Genomic DNA, 16,155 nt, shown 5'->3' with positions numbered 1-16,155 from the left:
ACCGGTTGACGGCGGGCTGAGGGCTCGCCGCGCCCAACCGGCCAGCAGGCAAGGCGTCAGAACCGCCTTGCAGAAGCTGAGGGGCAGGTTAAGAGCCACACAACAGCACCAACACCAACACCAACACCAACACAGGGGGGGTGAAGAACCCACGCCTCAGCTCATCCATTAACCTCAAGTCCGACAGACTGCTAGAAGATCTCATTAGTCGCCACAGCTAATGGGGTCTTCATCCACTCTAGCTCGGCCTGGAGGATTAATCACCAAGCTTTTACCTGACGTTTGTGTCAGTTCATTAGTAGGACAAATATCTAGTGTCCGGGCCCCGTAGCCAACTTTTCCCAAATATGTATAGTAAAGATAGCTAACGTTAGCGTTCGTTCTGCTAATCGACGTAGCGCCTGATGTGGCTGTGAAAAAACGTACGATATTTTGATTCGGTATGCTTTCCGATGGCTTTCCGATAAATACTACTAACTCACCACTCCAATTATCTGTATCTGATAAACAATCGTTTCTGTCTTTGTTGATAGGGCAAACCGTCACGTCACTGCGCTGTGTAATCGCCGTATTGCGAGCCAGCGTTAAGGCTGTTTGTAAGCGATTTACTTCGCTGGCGACCGCCGAACGCTCTCCCAATGCTTGAAAGCTGGGAAGCCCCCAGGCCGCCAGCATGCCCATTAAGGCGAGTGCCACCAGCAACTCAAGCAGTGTAAAGCCCGTGTTGTTTCGCCTAGCGATGTGGTGAGGCTGTGCCATAGTCTCTCTCAGTAGCTTGACCTGTTGAAACGCATCACTATGCTCATTCTCTTTATGCCGCCAATGCGCTGGTACTCTGTTAGCGGCTCTTTTAGCGACTCTATTAGCAATAGTGGGCAATATTTGTGAGCGATTTCTTAATTATAGGCGGTGGTGTTATTGGTATGATGACCGCGCTGCAACTGGCAGATGCAGGTCAGAATATCACGCTGGTGGAGCGTGGGGCATGTGGGAAAGAGGCTTCTTGGGCAGGCGGGGGTATTGTGTCGCCGCTCTACCCATGGCGGTACGGCGAGCCAGTATCGCAACTTTCCCGCTGGTCGGAGGGTGTCTATCCGACGCTGGCACTGCGCCTGCTGGAAGAGACCGGCATCGACCCGGAGTATCGCCAAAAGGGCTTGCTCTACTTAAACGTGGATGACGATGATGCGGCACTGCACTGGGCACGCCAGTTAGGCAAACCGTTGGAGCGGGTAGATGCCGCTTTTGTGCATCAAAAAGAGCCAGAGGCAGCCGCACCGGGAGGCAGTGCGCTCTGGATGCCCACTCTGGGCAGCGTGCGCAACCCGCGCTTGGGCCAAGCGCTACGGGCGCGCTTAGCCGCTATGCCCAACGTCACACTCATAGAGCAGTGCAGCGTGCAGGGGTTTATTCAGCGCCAAGGCCGCGTGGTGGGTGTTGATACCAACCAAGGCGAGCAGCTGGCCGAGCAGTTGGTGGTATGCGGCGGTGCTTGGGCGGCCCAGTTGCTAGAGGGTTTGAACGTGCGCCTGCCGGTGCGCCCCGTTAAAGGGCAGATGATTGCTTATCAAGCGCCCCCAGGGTTAGTGCAACGTGTCGTGCTAAAGGATGGTCGCTATGTGATTCCCCGTAGCGACGGGCTGCTGCTGGTAGGTTCGACCCTGGAAGAGGCGGGCTTCGATAAAGCCACTGATGAAGAGGCGTTGGTCTCGCTCAAGCGGAGCGCGGAGAATATTATCCCCGCGCTGGCAGATTGCCCCGTAGCTCACCATTGGGCGGGCCTGCGCCCCGGCTCGCCAGAAGGCATACCGTTTATTGGCGCACTGCCCGATTTTCCGAATGTGTTTATTAATGCCGGGCACTACCGTAACGGCTTAGTGCTGGCGCCTGCTTCGACCCACCTGCTGGTAGACCAGCTGCTGGGGCGTAAGCCGCTGATGGATCCTGCGCCTTATCAGCCAACGGCTGCGCGTTTGGCGTAAAGGCGGGGAGGCTTAGCGATTGCTGCTGTCTTCCTGCTCCTGCAAAAAACGGTCACGATGCGCGCTACAGCAGAACCACTGTTCCGCATCGCGCAGCGCCTCGTTTTCCGGTACGTGAACATCACACCAGCGACAGCGCACCATATTGCCGCCCTCATGGCGGGGAGGCGTTTGCTGCTGGTGGCTCAGTTTATGTTGGCGGTAAATACCGTACAGCTTTAGGCCTGCATACAGCAGCACGGCAAAAATAATCAACCGAATGATCAATAGATTCATCCTCAATGGCTCCCCAAGTGGGAAAGGCGGTTACAAGGCGTGACTGGCGGCAAGACTTTCGTTGCTTTCAGCCCTCTTAGTGCTGTGTGGCCTTTGCCACTTGGCATGCCTTGCGGGACAATGCATCTACTATATAGATGCCACCGTATTCCGAAGATTCTCAAGAGATTTTAACGCCCATGCAAGACTTAACGCTGGTAATGGCCCAACTCGACCCTCTGGTGGGAGATATTCCCGGCAATGCCGCGCGTGCCATTGAGGCCGTGCGAGAAGCGAGGATTGAGCATGGGGCGGATATTGTTGTCTTCCCCGAGCTTTTTTTATCCGGCTACCCGCCGGAAGATTTGCTGCTGCGCCCCTCCATGGAAACCCGCCTGCGGGAAGCTCGTGCCAAAATGGCCGAAAAAATTGCCCGTGATGTGTTGGTGATTATTGGCTACCCCGGCGTGCGTGAAGGCAAGTGCTATAACCTGGCGGGTGTGCTGTACAACGGCCAGTGGGAAGCGGAGTACGCCAAGCAGGCGCTGCCCAACTACCAAGTGTTTGACGAGCAGCGCTACTTTACCCCCGGCACTGAGCCGCTGGTGTACGAACATAAAGGCGCCAAGCTTGGCCTGCTGATTTGTGAAGATTTATGGGAGGGCGCGCCGGTAAAAGCGGCCCATGAAGCGGGCGCCGAAGTGCTGATCAGCCTTAACGCCTCGCCCTACCACCAGGATAAGCCCGCCGAGCGGCTGCGCCTTTTAGAGCAGCGTGCCCAAGAAGTGCAGCGGCCGATTGTTTACGTCAACACCATCGGCGGCCAGGATGAGCTGGTGTTTGATGGTGGTTCTAGCTGTGTGGATGCCAGTGGGCAGTTAAAGGTGCTGGCACCCTATTGGCAGGCGGGCTTGATGCCCATCCAGTTGCTGCAAACCAGCGCGGATACCTGGGAGCCCCAAGCGGGAGAGATTGAACCCGACGTCGAGCCGGAAGAGAGCCTCTACTGCGCGTTGGTGACCGGCCTGCGCGACTACGTCAATAAAAGCGGGTTCAAGGGCGTCGTGTTGGGGCTTTCTGGTGGGATAGATTCTGCTCTCTCGCTGGCCATTGCGGTGGATGCGTTGGGGCCGCAGCGGGTGCAGGCGGTGATGATGCCTTACCACTACACGGCGGATATCTCCAAACAGGATGCCGCCGAGCAGGCGAACCTGCTGGGCGTGCACTATGACGTGATGCCCATCGAGCCGATGGTGGAAGCCTTTATGGGCACCTTGGCAGAAAGCTTTGCTGGCACCGAGCGAGATACTACCGAAGAGAACCTGCAGTCGCGCTGTCGTGGTGTGCTGTTAATGGCCATTTCCAATAAGAAAGGCCTGATGGTGCTGACCACTGGCAACAAGAGCGAAATGGCAGTGGGTTACGCTACCCTGTATGGCGATATGGTGGGTGGCTACAACGCGCTTAAAGATGTGTATAAAACCTGGGTCTACCGTTTGGCACGCTGGCGCAACACCCAGTCTCCGGCGATTCCCGAGCGGGTGATTGAGCGCCCGCCTAGCGCTGAGCTCGCCCCTGATCAGCAGGATAGCGACTCGCTACCCGACTACGATGTGCTGGACGCCATTTTGGTCCGCTACATCGAAGGGGATATGAGCGCCGAGTCGATTATTGCGGCAGGCTTTGAGGAAGAGGATGTCTATAAAGTCGTCAAGCTGGTGGATCGCTGCGAATACAAGCGTCGCCAGGCCCCTGTAGGAGTGCGGGTCACGCCGCGTGGTTTCGGGCGTGACCGTCGCTACCCCATTGTGAATGGCTGGCAGCCTGGGAATTAATGTAAGCGCTCACTGGCTTAAGGCAGTACCGGAGGAGGGGCCAAGCTTTTCCAATCACGGTGCTTTCGGTTAGCTCAAGCTTCAGCTTGTGGGGCGAGGCACCGCTTAGGATTTGATAAGTTATTGTTAAGTAAGTTTTATTAGGCATGAGCGCAATAAAACCACGCCGAAGCGTGGTTTTATTGATGCATGGGGTGTACAGCTTAAACGTGGCGGCCGCTAGTGGCCTGATTCAACGCTTAATCGCTGTTGCCATGTTTGGGCGTAAAGCGGCCGTTTTGAAGCTGCTCGTGATCCGGCGCGTTTTCGCGCAATACAGTGAGCACCTCGCGGGCGCGGTCGTCCATGCCTAAGCCTTGATAGCCCTCCACCATCGTGGCTAGCGCATCACGGGTGGCGCTGGACTCTGGGTAATTTTCGATGACCCAGCGGCCCCGCTCAACGGCGGCCAAGAAAGCACCGCGGCGCAGGTAGTAGTCAGCCACATGCAGTTCATGGCGGGCTAATAGCTCACGCAGATAGACAATGCGCTGCTGGGCATCCGGCGCGTACTGGCTCTGCGGGAAGCGCTGAATCAGTTCGCGGAAATCGTTGTAGGCATCCCGCGAGGCGCCCAGGTCGCGCTTGGAAATGTCGATCAAGCGCAGGCGCTCTAGGCTAAAACGGCCTGCCTGCCAAGCGGACAGCCCGCGCAGGTAGTAGGCGTAGTCCACCTGGGGGTGGTCTGGGTGCAGGCGGATAAAGCGGCTAGCGGCAGCGCGCGCCTCTTCCCAGTTGCTGTTTTCGTAATAGGCGTAAATCAGCTCAAGCTGGGCCTGTTCGGCGTGGGGGCCGAACGGATAGCGAGTATCCAGGGCTTCAAGGCGCTCGATAGCAATCGGGAAGCGGTTGCTATCGAGTGCGGTGCGTGCCAGCTCATACAGCTCGCGCTCTTGTACCCCCGCAAACTCATCTTCCTCTTCCGGGGTCGTGTCGTTGCTAGCGCAGCCCGCCAGGAGGGCAAGGCTCAAGGCTAGGGCGCCAAAGCGGTTGGCAGCGGAAAAAACGCGCATCATCATCCTCGTTGCAAACAAGCCTCAATCACCGAAAAGCGACGATGGCCATAAGTAGAAATGGTAGAATAGGTCGCAGTTAGCCCACTATAAAACACCTAGACGCAAAACGCAGGTTTAGCGACACGTTAAGCGTATTATGTGACGTAGTTGGGCGGTTAGCGTCTTAGAGAGGTTATTCATGTCTCGTATTGTTGAAGCCACGCAGCGGGTGCCCGCATCATTAGCTGGTGCACGTTTGGACCAAGCGGCGGCGGAGTTGTTCAGCGATTACTCCCGCGAGCGCTTGAAAGCGTGGATCAACGCCGGTGAGCTCACCGTCGATGGTGCCAAGGTCAAGCCGAAAGCCAAACTGCACGGCCATGAAGTGCTGACGCTCAACGCGACCATCGAAGAGGACACGCGTTTCGAGCCCCAGGACATTGCGCTGGACATCGTCTACGAAGACGATGACGTCATCGTCATCAACAAGGCAGCGGGCATGGTCGTGCATCCGGCGGCGGGCAACCCGGATGGCACTTTGCTCAATGCGCTACTGCATCATCACCCCACGCTGGCGGAGGTGCCGCGCGCGGGGATCGTCCACCGTTTGGATAAAGATACTACCGGGCTGATGATGGTCGCCAAAACCCTGCCAGCCCAAACAGTCCTGGTGGAGCAACTTCAGGCGCGTACCGTTTCGCGTCAATACGATGCGGTGGTGATTGGCAAACCCGTGGCGGGCAGCACCATTGATGCGCCGATTGGTCGGCACCCGAAAGACCGTAAACGCCAAGCGGTCACGGCGTCCGGCAAACCCGCCGTGACTCATTTTCGCGTGGTAGAGCGCTTTCGTGCTCACACCCACGTACGCTGCCAGCTAGAAACCGGTCGCACCCACCAAATCCGCGTGCATATGGCCCACGCCCGCTATCCGCTGATTGGCGACCCGCTCTACAGTGGCCGTGCCAAACTTCCGCCGGGGGCTGCCGGGCCGTTAAAAGAGATTTTGCGCGAGTTTCCTCGCCAAGCGCTGCATGCTCGCAAACTGAGCTTTGTGCACCCCGTCAGTGGCGAAACCCTCACTTTTCAAGCCGATCTGCCCGATGATCTACTAATGTTATTGGACTACCTGCGCGAAGATAGCGAGACCATGCGATGAGCGATGCCATTGACCTGCGCCCGACGCTACTGCTACCGGATTGGCCCGCGCCCGCCAACGTGCGGGCCTTTGTGACCACCCGTGAAACCGGGCCAAGCCAGAACGACTTTGCTGCCTTCAACCCGGCAACCCACGTTGGTGATAACGCTGACCATGTGGCGCTGTGTCGGCGGCTAATGCAGAAAGAGATCGGTGATGACCGCCCGCTGCTGTGGCTAAACCAAACCCATGGTGCCCGGGTGCAGCAAGAGTACCAAAGCACTCCCCCAGAAGCAGACGCCGCCGTGGCTAATAGCAGCGAGTACGCTTGCGTGGTACTCACGGCAGACTGTTTGCCGGTACTGCTCTGCAACCGCCAAGGCACCCAGGTCGCGGTAGCCCATGCGGGTTGGCGGGGGTTGGCAGGCGGGGTGCTAGAGGCTACGGTGGCCGCGATGAACTGTGACCCCAGCGATATTTTGGTGTGGCTAGGTCCGGCTATTTCCAACGCCCAGTTTGAAGTGGGCCCGGAAGTTTATGGTGCCTTTGTAGCGGTACATCCTGAAACCGCCGATGCCTTTGATCACAGCCCCTATCGGCTTGGTCACTACATGGCTGATTTATATCGGTTGGCGCGCTTTCGCTTAGAGGAGTTAGGGATCCATCATATTAGCGGCGGGCACTTCTGTACCGCCTGCGAATCGCGCTTCTACTCCTACCGCCGCGACAATGGTCACACCGGCCGTATGGCGAGTGTGATCTGGATCAACTAAGAGTCACTTGAAATACGTGGATATGACCCCACCTAACTTGTCAAGCTAATCGTCTTTAGCACGTTCAACAACAAGTTATCGGGAAGCGCCGTGGGTCCAAACGCACGGCTACCCCAGGAGGCACTCCATGCGATTCGATAAATTCACTGCCAAATTACAGGCTGCCATTGCGGAAGCGCAGTCCCTCGCGGTAGGCCACGGCCACAACCAGCTTGAACCAGTGCATCTGCTGCTGGCGCTGATCGACACCAAAGATACCGGCATTAAAGCGCTGATTGAAAAAGCCGAAGGCAGCAGCTCGCGCCTGCGTGACGGCTTGCAGCGTCAAATGGACGACCTGCCCAAAGTCAGCCAGTTCGATGGCGATGTTCAACCCTCCCGCGACTTCGTTAAGCTGGTTAATCTCACCGACCGCGAAGCGCAAAAGCGCGGCGACCAGTTTATTGCTTCTGAGCTTGTGTTGCTGGCTGCGCTGGAAATGAACAGCGCCATTACCAAGCTGATGAAAGAGGCTGGACTCAGCCGTAAAACGTTAGAGGCGGCGATCGACAGCCTGCGTGGCGGCTCCCGCGTTGATGACCCCAACGCCGAAGATCAGCGTGAAGCGCTGAATAAGTACACATTGGACCTCACCCAGCGCGCGCTGGACGGCAAGCTCGACCCTGTGATCGGTCGCGATGACGAAATCCGCCGTACGATTCAGGTGTTGCAGCGTCGCACCAAGAACAACCCGGTGCTGATTGGCGAACCTGGTGTGGGTAAAACCGCCATCGTCGAAGGCCTGGCTCAGCGCATCGTTAACGGTGAAGTACCCGAAGGTTTGAAAGAGAAACGCGTGCTGTCGTTGGATATGGGCGCGCTGCTCGCCGGAGCCAAGTTTCGCGGTGAGTTCGAAGAGCGCCTGAAAGCCGTGTTGAAAGAGCTCTCCCAAGAAGAGGGACGAGTGATCCTGTTCATCGATGAGTTGCATACCATGGTGGGCGCTGGAAAGGCCGATGGCGCCATGGACGCGGGCAATATGCTCAAACCAGCGCTGGCGCGTGGTGAGCTGCACTGTGTGGGCGCCACCACGTTGGATGAGTACCGCCAGTACATTGAAAAGGACGCCGCGTTAGAGCGCCGCTTCCAGAAAGTGCTGGTGGATGAACCCACCGAGGCCGATACCATCGCCATTCTGCGTGGTTTGAAAGAGCGCTACGAAGTGCACCACGGCGTTGATATTACCGACTCGGCGATTATTGCCGCCGCTAAGCTTTCTACGCGTTACATTACTGACCGCCAACTGCCGGACAAAGCCATCGACCTGATCGATGAGGCAGCATCGCGGATTCGTATGGAGCTAGACTCCAAGCCCGAAGAGATGGACCGCCTTGATCGCCGCCTCATCCAGCTCAAGATGGAGCGGGAGGCGCTGAAAAAAGAGACCGACGAAGCGAGCAAAAAACGCCTGGAGGCGCTGAATAACCAGATCCACGATTTAGAGCGTGAGTACGCTGACTTGGATGAGATCTGGAAAGCGGAAAAAGCCAGCATCCAAGGCGCGGCGCAGTTTAAAGCGGAGCTTGAGCAGGCGCGTATTGATCTTGAGCAGGCGCGTCGCCAGGGCGACTTAGGCCGTATGTCAGAAATTCAGTACGGCAAGATTCCCGCGCTGGAGAAGAAAATCAGCGAGGCGGGTGAGGGTGAAGCGGATACCGCTAGCCACCAACTGCTGCGCTCTAACGTCACGGAGGAGGAGATTGCTGAGGTGGTCTCCCGCTGGACGGGCATCCCAGTGTCCAAAATGCTGGAAGGCGAGCGGGATAAACTGCTGCGTATGGAAGACGCCCTGCACGAGCGTGTCATTGGCCAGCATGAAGCGGTAGAGGCCGTGGCAAACGCGGTACGTCGTTCTCGGGCGGGCCTTGCCGATCCCAACCGTCCTAACGGCTCGTTCCTGTTCCTCGGCCCGACCGGGGTGGGTAAAACCGAGCTGTGCAAGTCGCTGGCCAACTTCCTGTTCGATACAGAAGAGGCGATGGTGCGTATCGACATGTCGGAGTTTATGGAGAAGCACTCCGTGGCCCGTTTGATTGGCGCGCCTCCCGGCTACGTCGGCTATGAAGAGGGTGGCTACTTAACCGAAGCAGTGCGCCGCAAGCCCTACTCGGTGCTGCTGCTGGATGAGGTGGAAAAAGCGCACCCGGATGTGTTCAACATTCTGCTGCAAGTGCTGGAAGATGGCCGCTTGACCGATGGTCAGGGTCGTACCGTCGACTTCCGTAACACCGTGATTGTGATGACCTCTAACATGGGCTCAGACATTATTCAGCGCATGGGCGGGGATGATAATGATTACGAGCTGATGAAAAACGCGGTGATGGAGGTAGTGGGTAATCACTTCCGCCCAGAATTAATCAACCGCATTGATGAGGTGGTGGTGTTCCACGCACTCGGCCAAGAGCAGATCCAGGCCATTGCCGGTATTCAGTTAGAGCGCTTGAAAGGGCGGCTCGCGGAACACGACCTGAGCCTGGAGATTAGTGACGATGCCATGGCGCAGCTAGCGGTGGTGGGTTTTGACCCTGTGTTTGGGGCGCGGCCACTCAAGCGGGCCATTCAAAGCCGCATTGAAAACCCGCTGGCTCAAAATCTGCTGGCAGGCAAGTATGCCCCAGGCGATACCATTCACATTAGCGCCAATGAAGGCGAACTAGTGTTTAGTTAATTGCGCAATGAAATAGGGCAAATGCCCCGTCAGCACCGCTGGCGGGGCATTTTTTTTGCGCTTACTGCGACCTTTGTTGCGTTTGAAGGGATCGGAGGTTGACAGGCTAAGGGCGCTAATGGAATCTTGTGGGTTCCTGATTTGCGGGCGCGGAACCAACGGGCAACCCCTGATCCCCGCGTGAAGGGTAGGCTCACGCCTCTACCCGCCGAAGGACTTCCGGGCTTAGGCTAACCGCCTGACCTGGCCAACGCCCCGACACGGCAAACCGCCGTGTAAGGGAACCGCTCTTTATGGTTGCCATAAATGAGCATTCCCGATGAGAGTGCAGGCCCTAACCGGGCCATATTGCCAGGGTTTGGCATCAGGTGCCGGCATGGGCCGGCAGCGGCATACCGCCGCACTCGACCCCGCAGGATGTCCTGCGGATCGCACTCGAGACCTCCAGGGGAGAAACACAGTGGAACTGCTTTCCGGCGCAGATATGATCGCCCGCTTCTTGCAAGATGAGGGCGTCGAGTACATTTATGGTTATCCCGGTGGCGCGGCGCTGCATATTTATGATGCGCTGTTCCGCCAAGACAAAGTGAAGCACATCCTCGTGCGGCACGAACAGGCAGCCACCCACGCTGCCGACGGCTATGCCCGTGCCTCCGGCAAGCCCGGCGTGGTGCTGGTGACCTCTGGCCCCGGCGCTACCAACGCGGTGACTGGCATTGCGACCGCCTACATGGACTCCATTCCCATGGTTGTTCTGTGCGGCCAGGTCATGAGCCACTTGATTGGTGACGACGCCTTCCAGGAAACCGATATCGTTGGCGTGACGCGTCCTATCGTGAAGCACAGCTTCTCGATTCGTCACCCGTCCGAAATCCCAGAAGTGCTGAAAAAGGCCTTCTATCTGGCATCGACCGGTCGTCCTGGCCCGGTGGTGGTCGATATCCCCAAGGACATGACCGCGCCCACCGAGCGCTACGAGTACGTGTACCCGAAGAAGGTCAAACTGCGCTCCTACAATCCGGTGACCCGTGGGCATACCGGGCAGATCAAGAAAGCCGTCGAGATGATGCTGAAGGCCAAGCGCCCAGTGTTCTATACCGGTGGCGGTGTGGTAACAGGCAAGGCAAGCGAAGGCTTGACCGACTTGGTGAAGCAGCTTGGCTTCCCGATTACCACCACGCTGATGGGCATTGGTGCGTACCCGCAAAGCGACCGCCAGTGTTTGGGCTGGCTGGGTATGCACGGCTCGTATGAGTCCAATATGGCCATGCACCACGCTGACCTGATCATTGCCATCGGCGCACGTTTCGACGACCGCGTGACCAACAACACGTCGAAATTCTGCCCCACGGCCAAGATTATCCATGTGGACGTCGATCCCAGTTCGGTCTCCAAGACCGTGCGTGCCGACGTGCCCATCGTCGGTCCAGCCGCCAGTGTCATCAACGAGATGATCAGCCTGGTGCAGGGGCACGAGATTGCCCACCCCGAAGCGTTGGCCGACTGGTGGCAGAAGATCGACGGTTGGCGTGCCGATCGCGAAGGAAAGCTCTACGAGCCTTCCAAGCCCGGCGAAGTGCTGAAACCGCAAGAAGTGATCGAAGCGCTGTGCCGCGTGACCCGTGGCGAAGCGTACGTCACCACGGACGTGGGTCAGCACCAGATGTTTGCGGCGCAGTACTACAAGTTCGATAAGCCGAATCGCCTGATCACCTCCGGCGGGCTAGGCACTATGGGCTTCGGTTTCCCGGCCGCCATGGGTATTAAGCAGAACTTCCCGGAAGACGATGTGGTCTGCGTCACCGGCGAGGGTAGCTTCCAGATGATGATGCAGGAGCTCTCTACCTGTAAGCAGTACGGCGTGGGCGTCAAGATCGTCAACCTGAACAACGCTTCGCTCGGCATGGTGCGCCAGTGGCAGGATTTGAACTACAAGTCTCGCCATGCGCACTCTTATATGGAGTCGCTGCCCGACTTCCATATGCTGATTGAAGCATATGGGTTCACCGCGATCACCGTGAAGACGCTAGACGAGTTGGAGCCGGCGCTTGAGCGTGCGTTTGCCAACAAGCATGAGCTGGTCTTCCTGGACGTGAAGGTCGACCCCCATGAGCACGTCTACCCGATGCAGGTGCCGCTGGGCGCTATGCGTGACATGCTGCTGTCTAAAACGGAGCGTACCTGATGCGTCATATCATCTCGATTCTGATGGAAAACGAACCGGGTGCGCTGTCACGTGTGGTCGGGTTGTTCTCCCAGCGTAACTTCAACATCGAAACGCTAAACGTTGCACCGACGGAAGATCCGTCGCTGTCCCGCTTAACGGTAACTACCATCGGCGACGACCGGGTGATTGAGCAGATCACCAAGCACCTCAATAAGTTGATTGATGTGGTAAAGCTGGTGGATCTCACCGAAGGCAACCACATTGAGCGTGAGCTGATGCTGGTGAAGGTGAAAGCGCTTGGCGCTGCCCGCGATGAAGTTAAGCGTACGGTGGATATCTTCCGTGCGCAGATCGTCGACGTGACGCCTAGCCTCTACACGGTGCAGATTACCGGCGACGCTTCAAAGCTGGATGCCTTCCTACAGGCCATGTCGCCGGTGGGCATTCTCGAAGTAGCGCGTACCGGGGTATCCGGTATTGCCCGGGGCGATAAAGTACTGTCCTTGTAAAGGTTCGCTTTACAGTAGTGCTTGTATTGCTAAAAGCCGCCCATTATTCGCTGGGCGGCTTTTTTTGTACTGTGCTTTAGTGATAAATAGTGCGTTAACGTGGATTAACCGCCGCCCAAAACGCATCAATCATCGGGTTTTTTAACCGTCGGTTCAGCACGCAGAGGCCGACATCATAGTGGGGCAGCTCCGGTTTGACGTTAAGTACCTGTACCCGTTCCGCCAGCGGGCTATTATCCAGCACGATCTTGGGGACAACGCCCACACCGAAGCCAAGCCCGACCATACTCACAATCGCTTCGTGCCCGGCTACCTGGGCGTAAATGCGCGGTGCAATACCCATGGCTTTGAACCAGGTGTTGGCGTATTCCCTGGAGAGGCCTGCTTCCGACAAAATCATCGGCACGTGCTGCCACTGCTCTGCGGTGGAGCTTTCTGGTTGAGGCGGCAGCCACGCGTGGGGCTCGGTGGGTGCAATGAACAGCAGTGGCGAGCGGGTCAGCGACTTGAAGGCCAGCGCGCTAGGCGGAATACGCGGGCGAGGAGTAATCGCCATATCGTCTGCGCCTTCCAGCACTCGCGACATCGCATCGGCGGGGTCACCAGTATGCAGCTTTAGCTCAATGCCGGGGTGGCGTGTACGTACATCGCTGAGTAATTCATACAGAAAGCTGTAGCTCGCCGTGACCGAGCAATAAATGCTGATCTCCCCGCTGAGTTGTGCTGTGGTGGCGGCCAAGGTGCGTTTTTGGGTTTCCCACTGCTCTAGCGTCTCTTTGGCATAGTGTTGGAACGTGATGCCTTGAGGGGTTAGCGTCACGTGGCGGTTATCGCGCTCGAATAGGCGAGTGCCTAGCTCGCTCTCTACCTGTTGAATAGAGCGGCTCAGCGTCGAGGGGCTAATGTGGCAAAGCTCGCTGGCACGGCCAAAATGCAGTGTGTCGGCCAGGGTGACCACGTGTTTGAGTAGACGAAAATCCATAAAGGCCGACACCCTAAGCGTTATTTCATAATATGAAATAGTATGTTGCAAACATAGCGTTTTACGCAACGGCTGCTCTATCGTAGAGTGACCTCAACGCCGAATCCCAGTGCTGCATAAGACGGCACGGGTGGCCATCAACGCTGACCTATACGCTATAAAATTTGATATTACCGACTTCTGGAGTCTCGCCATGCACGTTTATTACGATAAAGATTGCGACCTGTCCCTGATCCAAGCCAAAAAAGTTACCATCGTTGGCTATGGTTCGCAGGGCCATGCGCATGCTAACAACCTGAAAGAGTCTGGCGTTGATGTCACTGTCGCACTGCGCAAAGGCTCCTCTTCTGCAGCGAAAGCAGAGGCGGCTGGTTTAAAAGTGGCGAGCGTGCCGGGAGCGTGCAAAACCGCTGACGTGGTCATGATCTTGGCGCCGGACGAAAACCAAAAAGCCATCTACGAGCAGGAAGTTGAGCCGAACCTGAAAGAGGGCGCGACGCTGGCGTTCGCCCACGGCTTCAATATTCACTACAACCAGATTGAGCCGCGCAAAGACCTCGACGTGATCATGATCGCACCGAAAGCGCCGGGTCACACCGTTCGCTCTGAGTTCGTAAAAGGTGGCGGTATCCCTGATCTGATCGCTATTCATCAAGATGCATCTGGTAGTGCTAAAGAGCTGGCGCTCTCCTACGCAGCCGGCGTTGGCGGTGGCCGCAGCGGTATTATCGAAACAACCTTCAAAGACGAAACCGAAACCGATCTGTTCGGTGAGCAAGCGGTACTGTGCGGTGGCGCAGTTGAGCTGGTAAAAGCAGGCTTTGAGACGCTGACTGAAGCAGGCTATGCGCCGGAAATGGCTTACTTCGAGTGTCTGCATGAGCTCAAGCTGATCGTCGACCTGATGTACGAAGGCGGCATCGCCAACATGAACTACTCCATCTCTAACAATGCGGAGTACGGCGAGTACGTGACCGGCCCTGAGGTGATCAACGACGAGTCTCGCGCTGCAATGCGCAATGCACTCAAGCGCATCCAGACCGGCGAGTACGCCAAGATGTTCATCCAGGAAGGCAACACTAACTATCCGTCCATGACCGCACGTCGTCGCCTGAATGCCGAGCACGAAATCGAGCAGGTAGGTGCCAAGCTGCGCGGCATGATGCCGTGGATTGCTGCCAACCAGCTAGTCGATAAATCTAAGAACTAATCGATCAACTGAGTTGCTAACGCCCCGAGGCTCTGTCTCGGGGCGTTTTTCGTTGTCTACGGCAATTGGCTGGCTGCCTTGGCATCACCGTGTAGAATGAGAAGAGATCACTTTTCGTGTGACTTCACTTCAAATGGATGACACTTATGACCCAGGATGCTCGCGACCAAGAGCACGAAAATACGCAGCCTTCCGATACGTCGGCCAGCGGTGAATCACCCCAGCAAACATCAGGTAGTGATGATGCTGTCGGCAATGAAGACCTAGCTACCGCGTTCTTGCGGGAAACCGAGGTCGTTGAAGAGGCCGTGGAGGATGGCAAGAAGATCCGCCGTAAAGGCATCTACCTCTTGCCTAACTTATTCACTACCTCTGCGCTCTTCTCTGGCTTCTTTGCGGTTGTGGCTGGGATTAACGGTGAGTTCACATCCGCAGCGGTCGCCATTTTCATTGCTATGGTGCTAGATGGCTTAGATGGCCGAGTTGCCCGGATGACCAATACTCAAAGCGAGTTTGGCGCGGAGTATGACAGTCTTGCCGATATGATCTCGTTTGGCATGGCGCCTGCACTGGTTGCCTTTACCTGGATTTTGCAAGACATCGGTAAAACCGGTTGGGTGGTCGCGTTTCTGTATGTGGCTTGTGCCGCGCTGCGCTTAGCACGATTTAATGTACAGATTGGTAGTGTCGATAAAAAGTGGTTTATCGGTTTGCCCAGCCCGTCTGCAGCGGCGCTGGTTGCTGCCAGCGTATGGACGTTCCATAGTTTTGATGCCGATGCATTTGGCTTCAAGCTGTTGATGCTCGTCGTAGTAGGTGCGGCAGGTATTTTGATGGTCAGTAACATCCGCTACTACAGTTTTAAGGATCTGGACTTCAAAAAGCCCGTACCTTTCGTTGTACTGTTGGCGGTAGTGCTTGGGTTCGTGATGATCTCCGTCGAGCCTTCGGTCATGCTGCTGCTGCTATTTGCGGCTTACGTCTGTTCAGGCCCTGTTCTGGCCGTTATGCGCAAAGCAAAACCCAAGCGCTGAACTTTTTTGAAAATTTTTCACATTAGCTCTTGCCAACCCGGCCGCGAATCCGTAAAGTACGCATCCGCTGCCGGGGACGCCCAGCGTTACCAGCGGTGAATGAGGTTGAAAGCCTCTGGTTTGTCAGGAAGTTAGAGCCATCTTGTTGTCGTTTAGATCGCTCGCTTCACTCGCTGAAAACAGCGGTTGACAAACATCAGGAAGTGCGTAGAATACGCCTTCCTCGCTGAGGAGGCACGGTTCAGGTCATCGAGCCCGTCGCAGCGAACTTAAGAAAATTGCTCTTTAACAATTTGATCAGGTAATTCATGTGGGCGCTTGCCGGTGAGGGTGATAAATCACCAATTATCAAGGCAAGCGCACAAGAAAGATGTTCACATCTTTCAAATTCGTTTGAACCTTGAGCCAAGTTTGATCCGCTTTTGTTGCCTTCGGGCAGCGAGTAAGGATCGCATTGATCTTAAACTGAAGAGTTTGATCATGGCTCAGATTGAACGCTGGCGGCAGGCCTAACACATGCAAGTCGAGC

The 16,155-nt window shown here is 56.5% G+C and carries 13 protein-coding genes and 1 rRNA gene; 10 read left to right on the top strand and 4 right to left on the bottom strand.

From position 1 onward, the window contains the following. Positions 1 to 204 precede the first annotated feature (204 nt). Positions 205 to 759, bottom strand: coding sequence for a GspH/FimT family pseudopilin (locus AC13CN_RS01305; protein ID WP_137094855.1), 555 nt, complete (start codon positions 757 to 759; stop codon positions 205 to 207). Between the two features lie 125 nt (positions 760 to 884). On the opposite strand from AC13CN_RS01305, the gene thiO reads away from it, so the two are divergent. Next, on the top strand, positions 885 to 1,982 hold the full coding sequence (gene thiO / locus AC13CN_RS01300) for a glycine oxidase ThiO (RefSeq protein ID WP_044630348.1): 1,098 nt from the start codon (positions 885 to 887) through the stop codon (positions 1,980 to 1,982). Between the two features lie 12 nt (positions 1,983 to 1,994). Here the strand turns inward: thiO and AC13CN_RS01295 are convergent, their stop codons facing one another. Beyond that, positions 1,995 to 2,258 (bottom strand): PP0621 family protein, encoded by a 264-nt coding sequence (locus AC13CN_RS01295; protein ID WP_044630349.1) that lies wholly within the window; start codon positions 2,256 to 2,258, stop codon positions 1,995 to 1,997. Between the two features lie 179 nt (positions 2,259 to 2,437). On the opposite strand from AC13CN_RS01295, the gene AC13CN_RS01290 reads away from it, so the two are divergent. Next, positions 2,438 to 4,072, top strand: a complete 1,635-nt coding sequence (locus AC13CN_RS01290; RefSeq protein WP_044630350.1) for an NAD+ synthase — start codon at positions 2,438 to 2,440, stop codon at positions 4,070 to 4,072. Positions 4,073 to 4,311: 239 nt separating this feature from the next. Here AC13CN_RS01290 and AC13CN_RS01285 read toward each other — a convergent pair whose 3' ends face one another. Beyond that, positions 4,312 to 5,124, bottom strand: a complete 813-nt coding sequence (locus tag AC13CN_RS01285; RefSeq protein WP_044630351.1) for an outer membrane protein assembly factor BamD — start codon at positions 5,122 to 5,124, stop codon at positions 4,312 to 4,314. 181 nt (positions 5,125 to 5,305) lie between these two features. On the opposite strand from AC13CN_RS01285, the gene rluD reads away from it, so the two are divergent. From rluD to ilvN, 5 genes are all read left to right on the top strand, one after another. Beyond that, on the top strand, positions 5,306 to 6,265 hold the full coding sequence (gene rluD, locus AC13CN_RS01280) for a 23S rRNA pseudouridine(1911/1915/1917) synthase RluD (protein WP_054641406.1): 960 nt from the start codon (positions 5,306 to 5,308) through the stop codon (positions 6,263 to 6,265). Then, positions 6,262 to 7,017, top strand: a complete 756-nt coding sequence (gene pgeF, locus AC13CN_RS01275) for a peptidoglycan editing factor PgeF (protein ID WP_089675932.1) — start codon at positions 6,262 to 6,264, stop codon at positions 7,015 to 7,017. The genes rluD and pgeF overlap by 4 nt, the downstream gene beginning before the upstream one ends. Positions 7,018 to 7,144: 127 nt before the next feature. Further along, positions 7,145 to 9,724 (top strand): ATP-dependent chaperone ClpB, encoded by a 2,580-nt coding sequence (clpB, locus tag AC13CN_RS01270; protein ID WP_474188498.1) that lies wholly within the window; start codon positions 7,145 to 7,147, stop codon positions 9,722 to 9,724. A gap of 460 nt (positions 9,725 to 10,184) precedes the next feature. Continuing rightward, the gene (locus AC13CN_RS01265; protein WP_483052961.1) at positions 10,185 to 11,909 is read left to right on the top strand and encodes an acetolactate synthase 3 large subunit; all 1,725 of its coding nucleotides are present in this window, start codon (positions 10,185 to 10,187) and stop codon (positions 11,907 to 11,909) included. Continuing rightward, a complete protein-coding gene (gene ilvN, locus AC13CN_RS01260) occupies positions 11,909 to 12,400 on the top strand; it encodes an acetolactate synthase small subunit (protein ID WP_054641407.1) in 492 nt (163 codons plus the stop codon). The genes AC13CN_RS01265 and ilvN overlap by 1 nt, the downstream gene beginning before the upstream one ends. 94 nt (positions 12,401 to 12,494) lie before the next feature. Here the strand turns inward: ilvN and ilvY are convergent, their stop codons facing one another. Continuing rightward, positions 12,495 to 13,382 (bottom strand): HTH-type transcriptional activator IlvY, encoded by an 888-nt coding sequence (gene ilvY, locus AC13CN_RS01255; RefSeq protein ID WP_044630357.1) that lies wholly within the window; start codon positions 13,380 to 13,382, stop codon positions 12,495 to 12,497. A 193-nt stretch (positions 13,383 to 13,575) separates the two neighbouring features. Between ilvY and ilvC the strand changes: the two genes are divergently transcribed. The 3 genes from ilvC to AC13CN_RS01240 form a co-directional block, all read left to right on the top strand. Beyond that, the gene (gene ilvC / locus AC13CN_RS01250; protein ID WP_253557481.1) at positions 13,576 to 14,592 is read left to right on the top strand and encodes a ketol-acid reductoisomerase; all 1,017 of its coding nucleotides are present in this window, start codon (positions 13,576 to 13,578) and stop codon (positions 14,590 to 14,592) included. Between the two features lie 146 nt (positions 14,593 to 14,738). After that, the gene (gene pssA, locus AC13CN_RS01245) at positions 14,739 to 15,626 is read left to right on the top strand and encodes a CDP-diacylglycerol--serine O-phosphatidyltransferase (protein WP_062376005.1); all 888 of its coding nucleotides are present in this window, start codon (positions 14,739 to 14,741) and stop codon (positions 15,624 to 15,626) included. Between the two features lie 462 nt (positions 15,627 to 16,088). Continuing rightward, a 16S ribosomal RNA gene (locus AC13CN_RS01240) occupies positions 16,089 to 16,155 on the top strand; the annotation flags it as partial.

The organism is Vreelandella sp. L-25 (genome assembly GCF_056857535.1).
The sequence above is the reverse complement of the archived record's forward strand: the minus strand, read 5'-3'. Positions and strand labels throughout refer to the sequence as shown.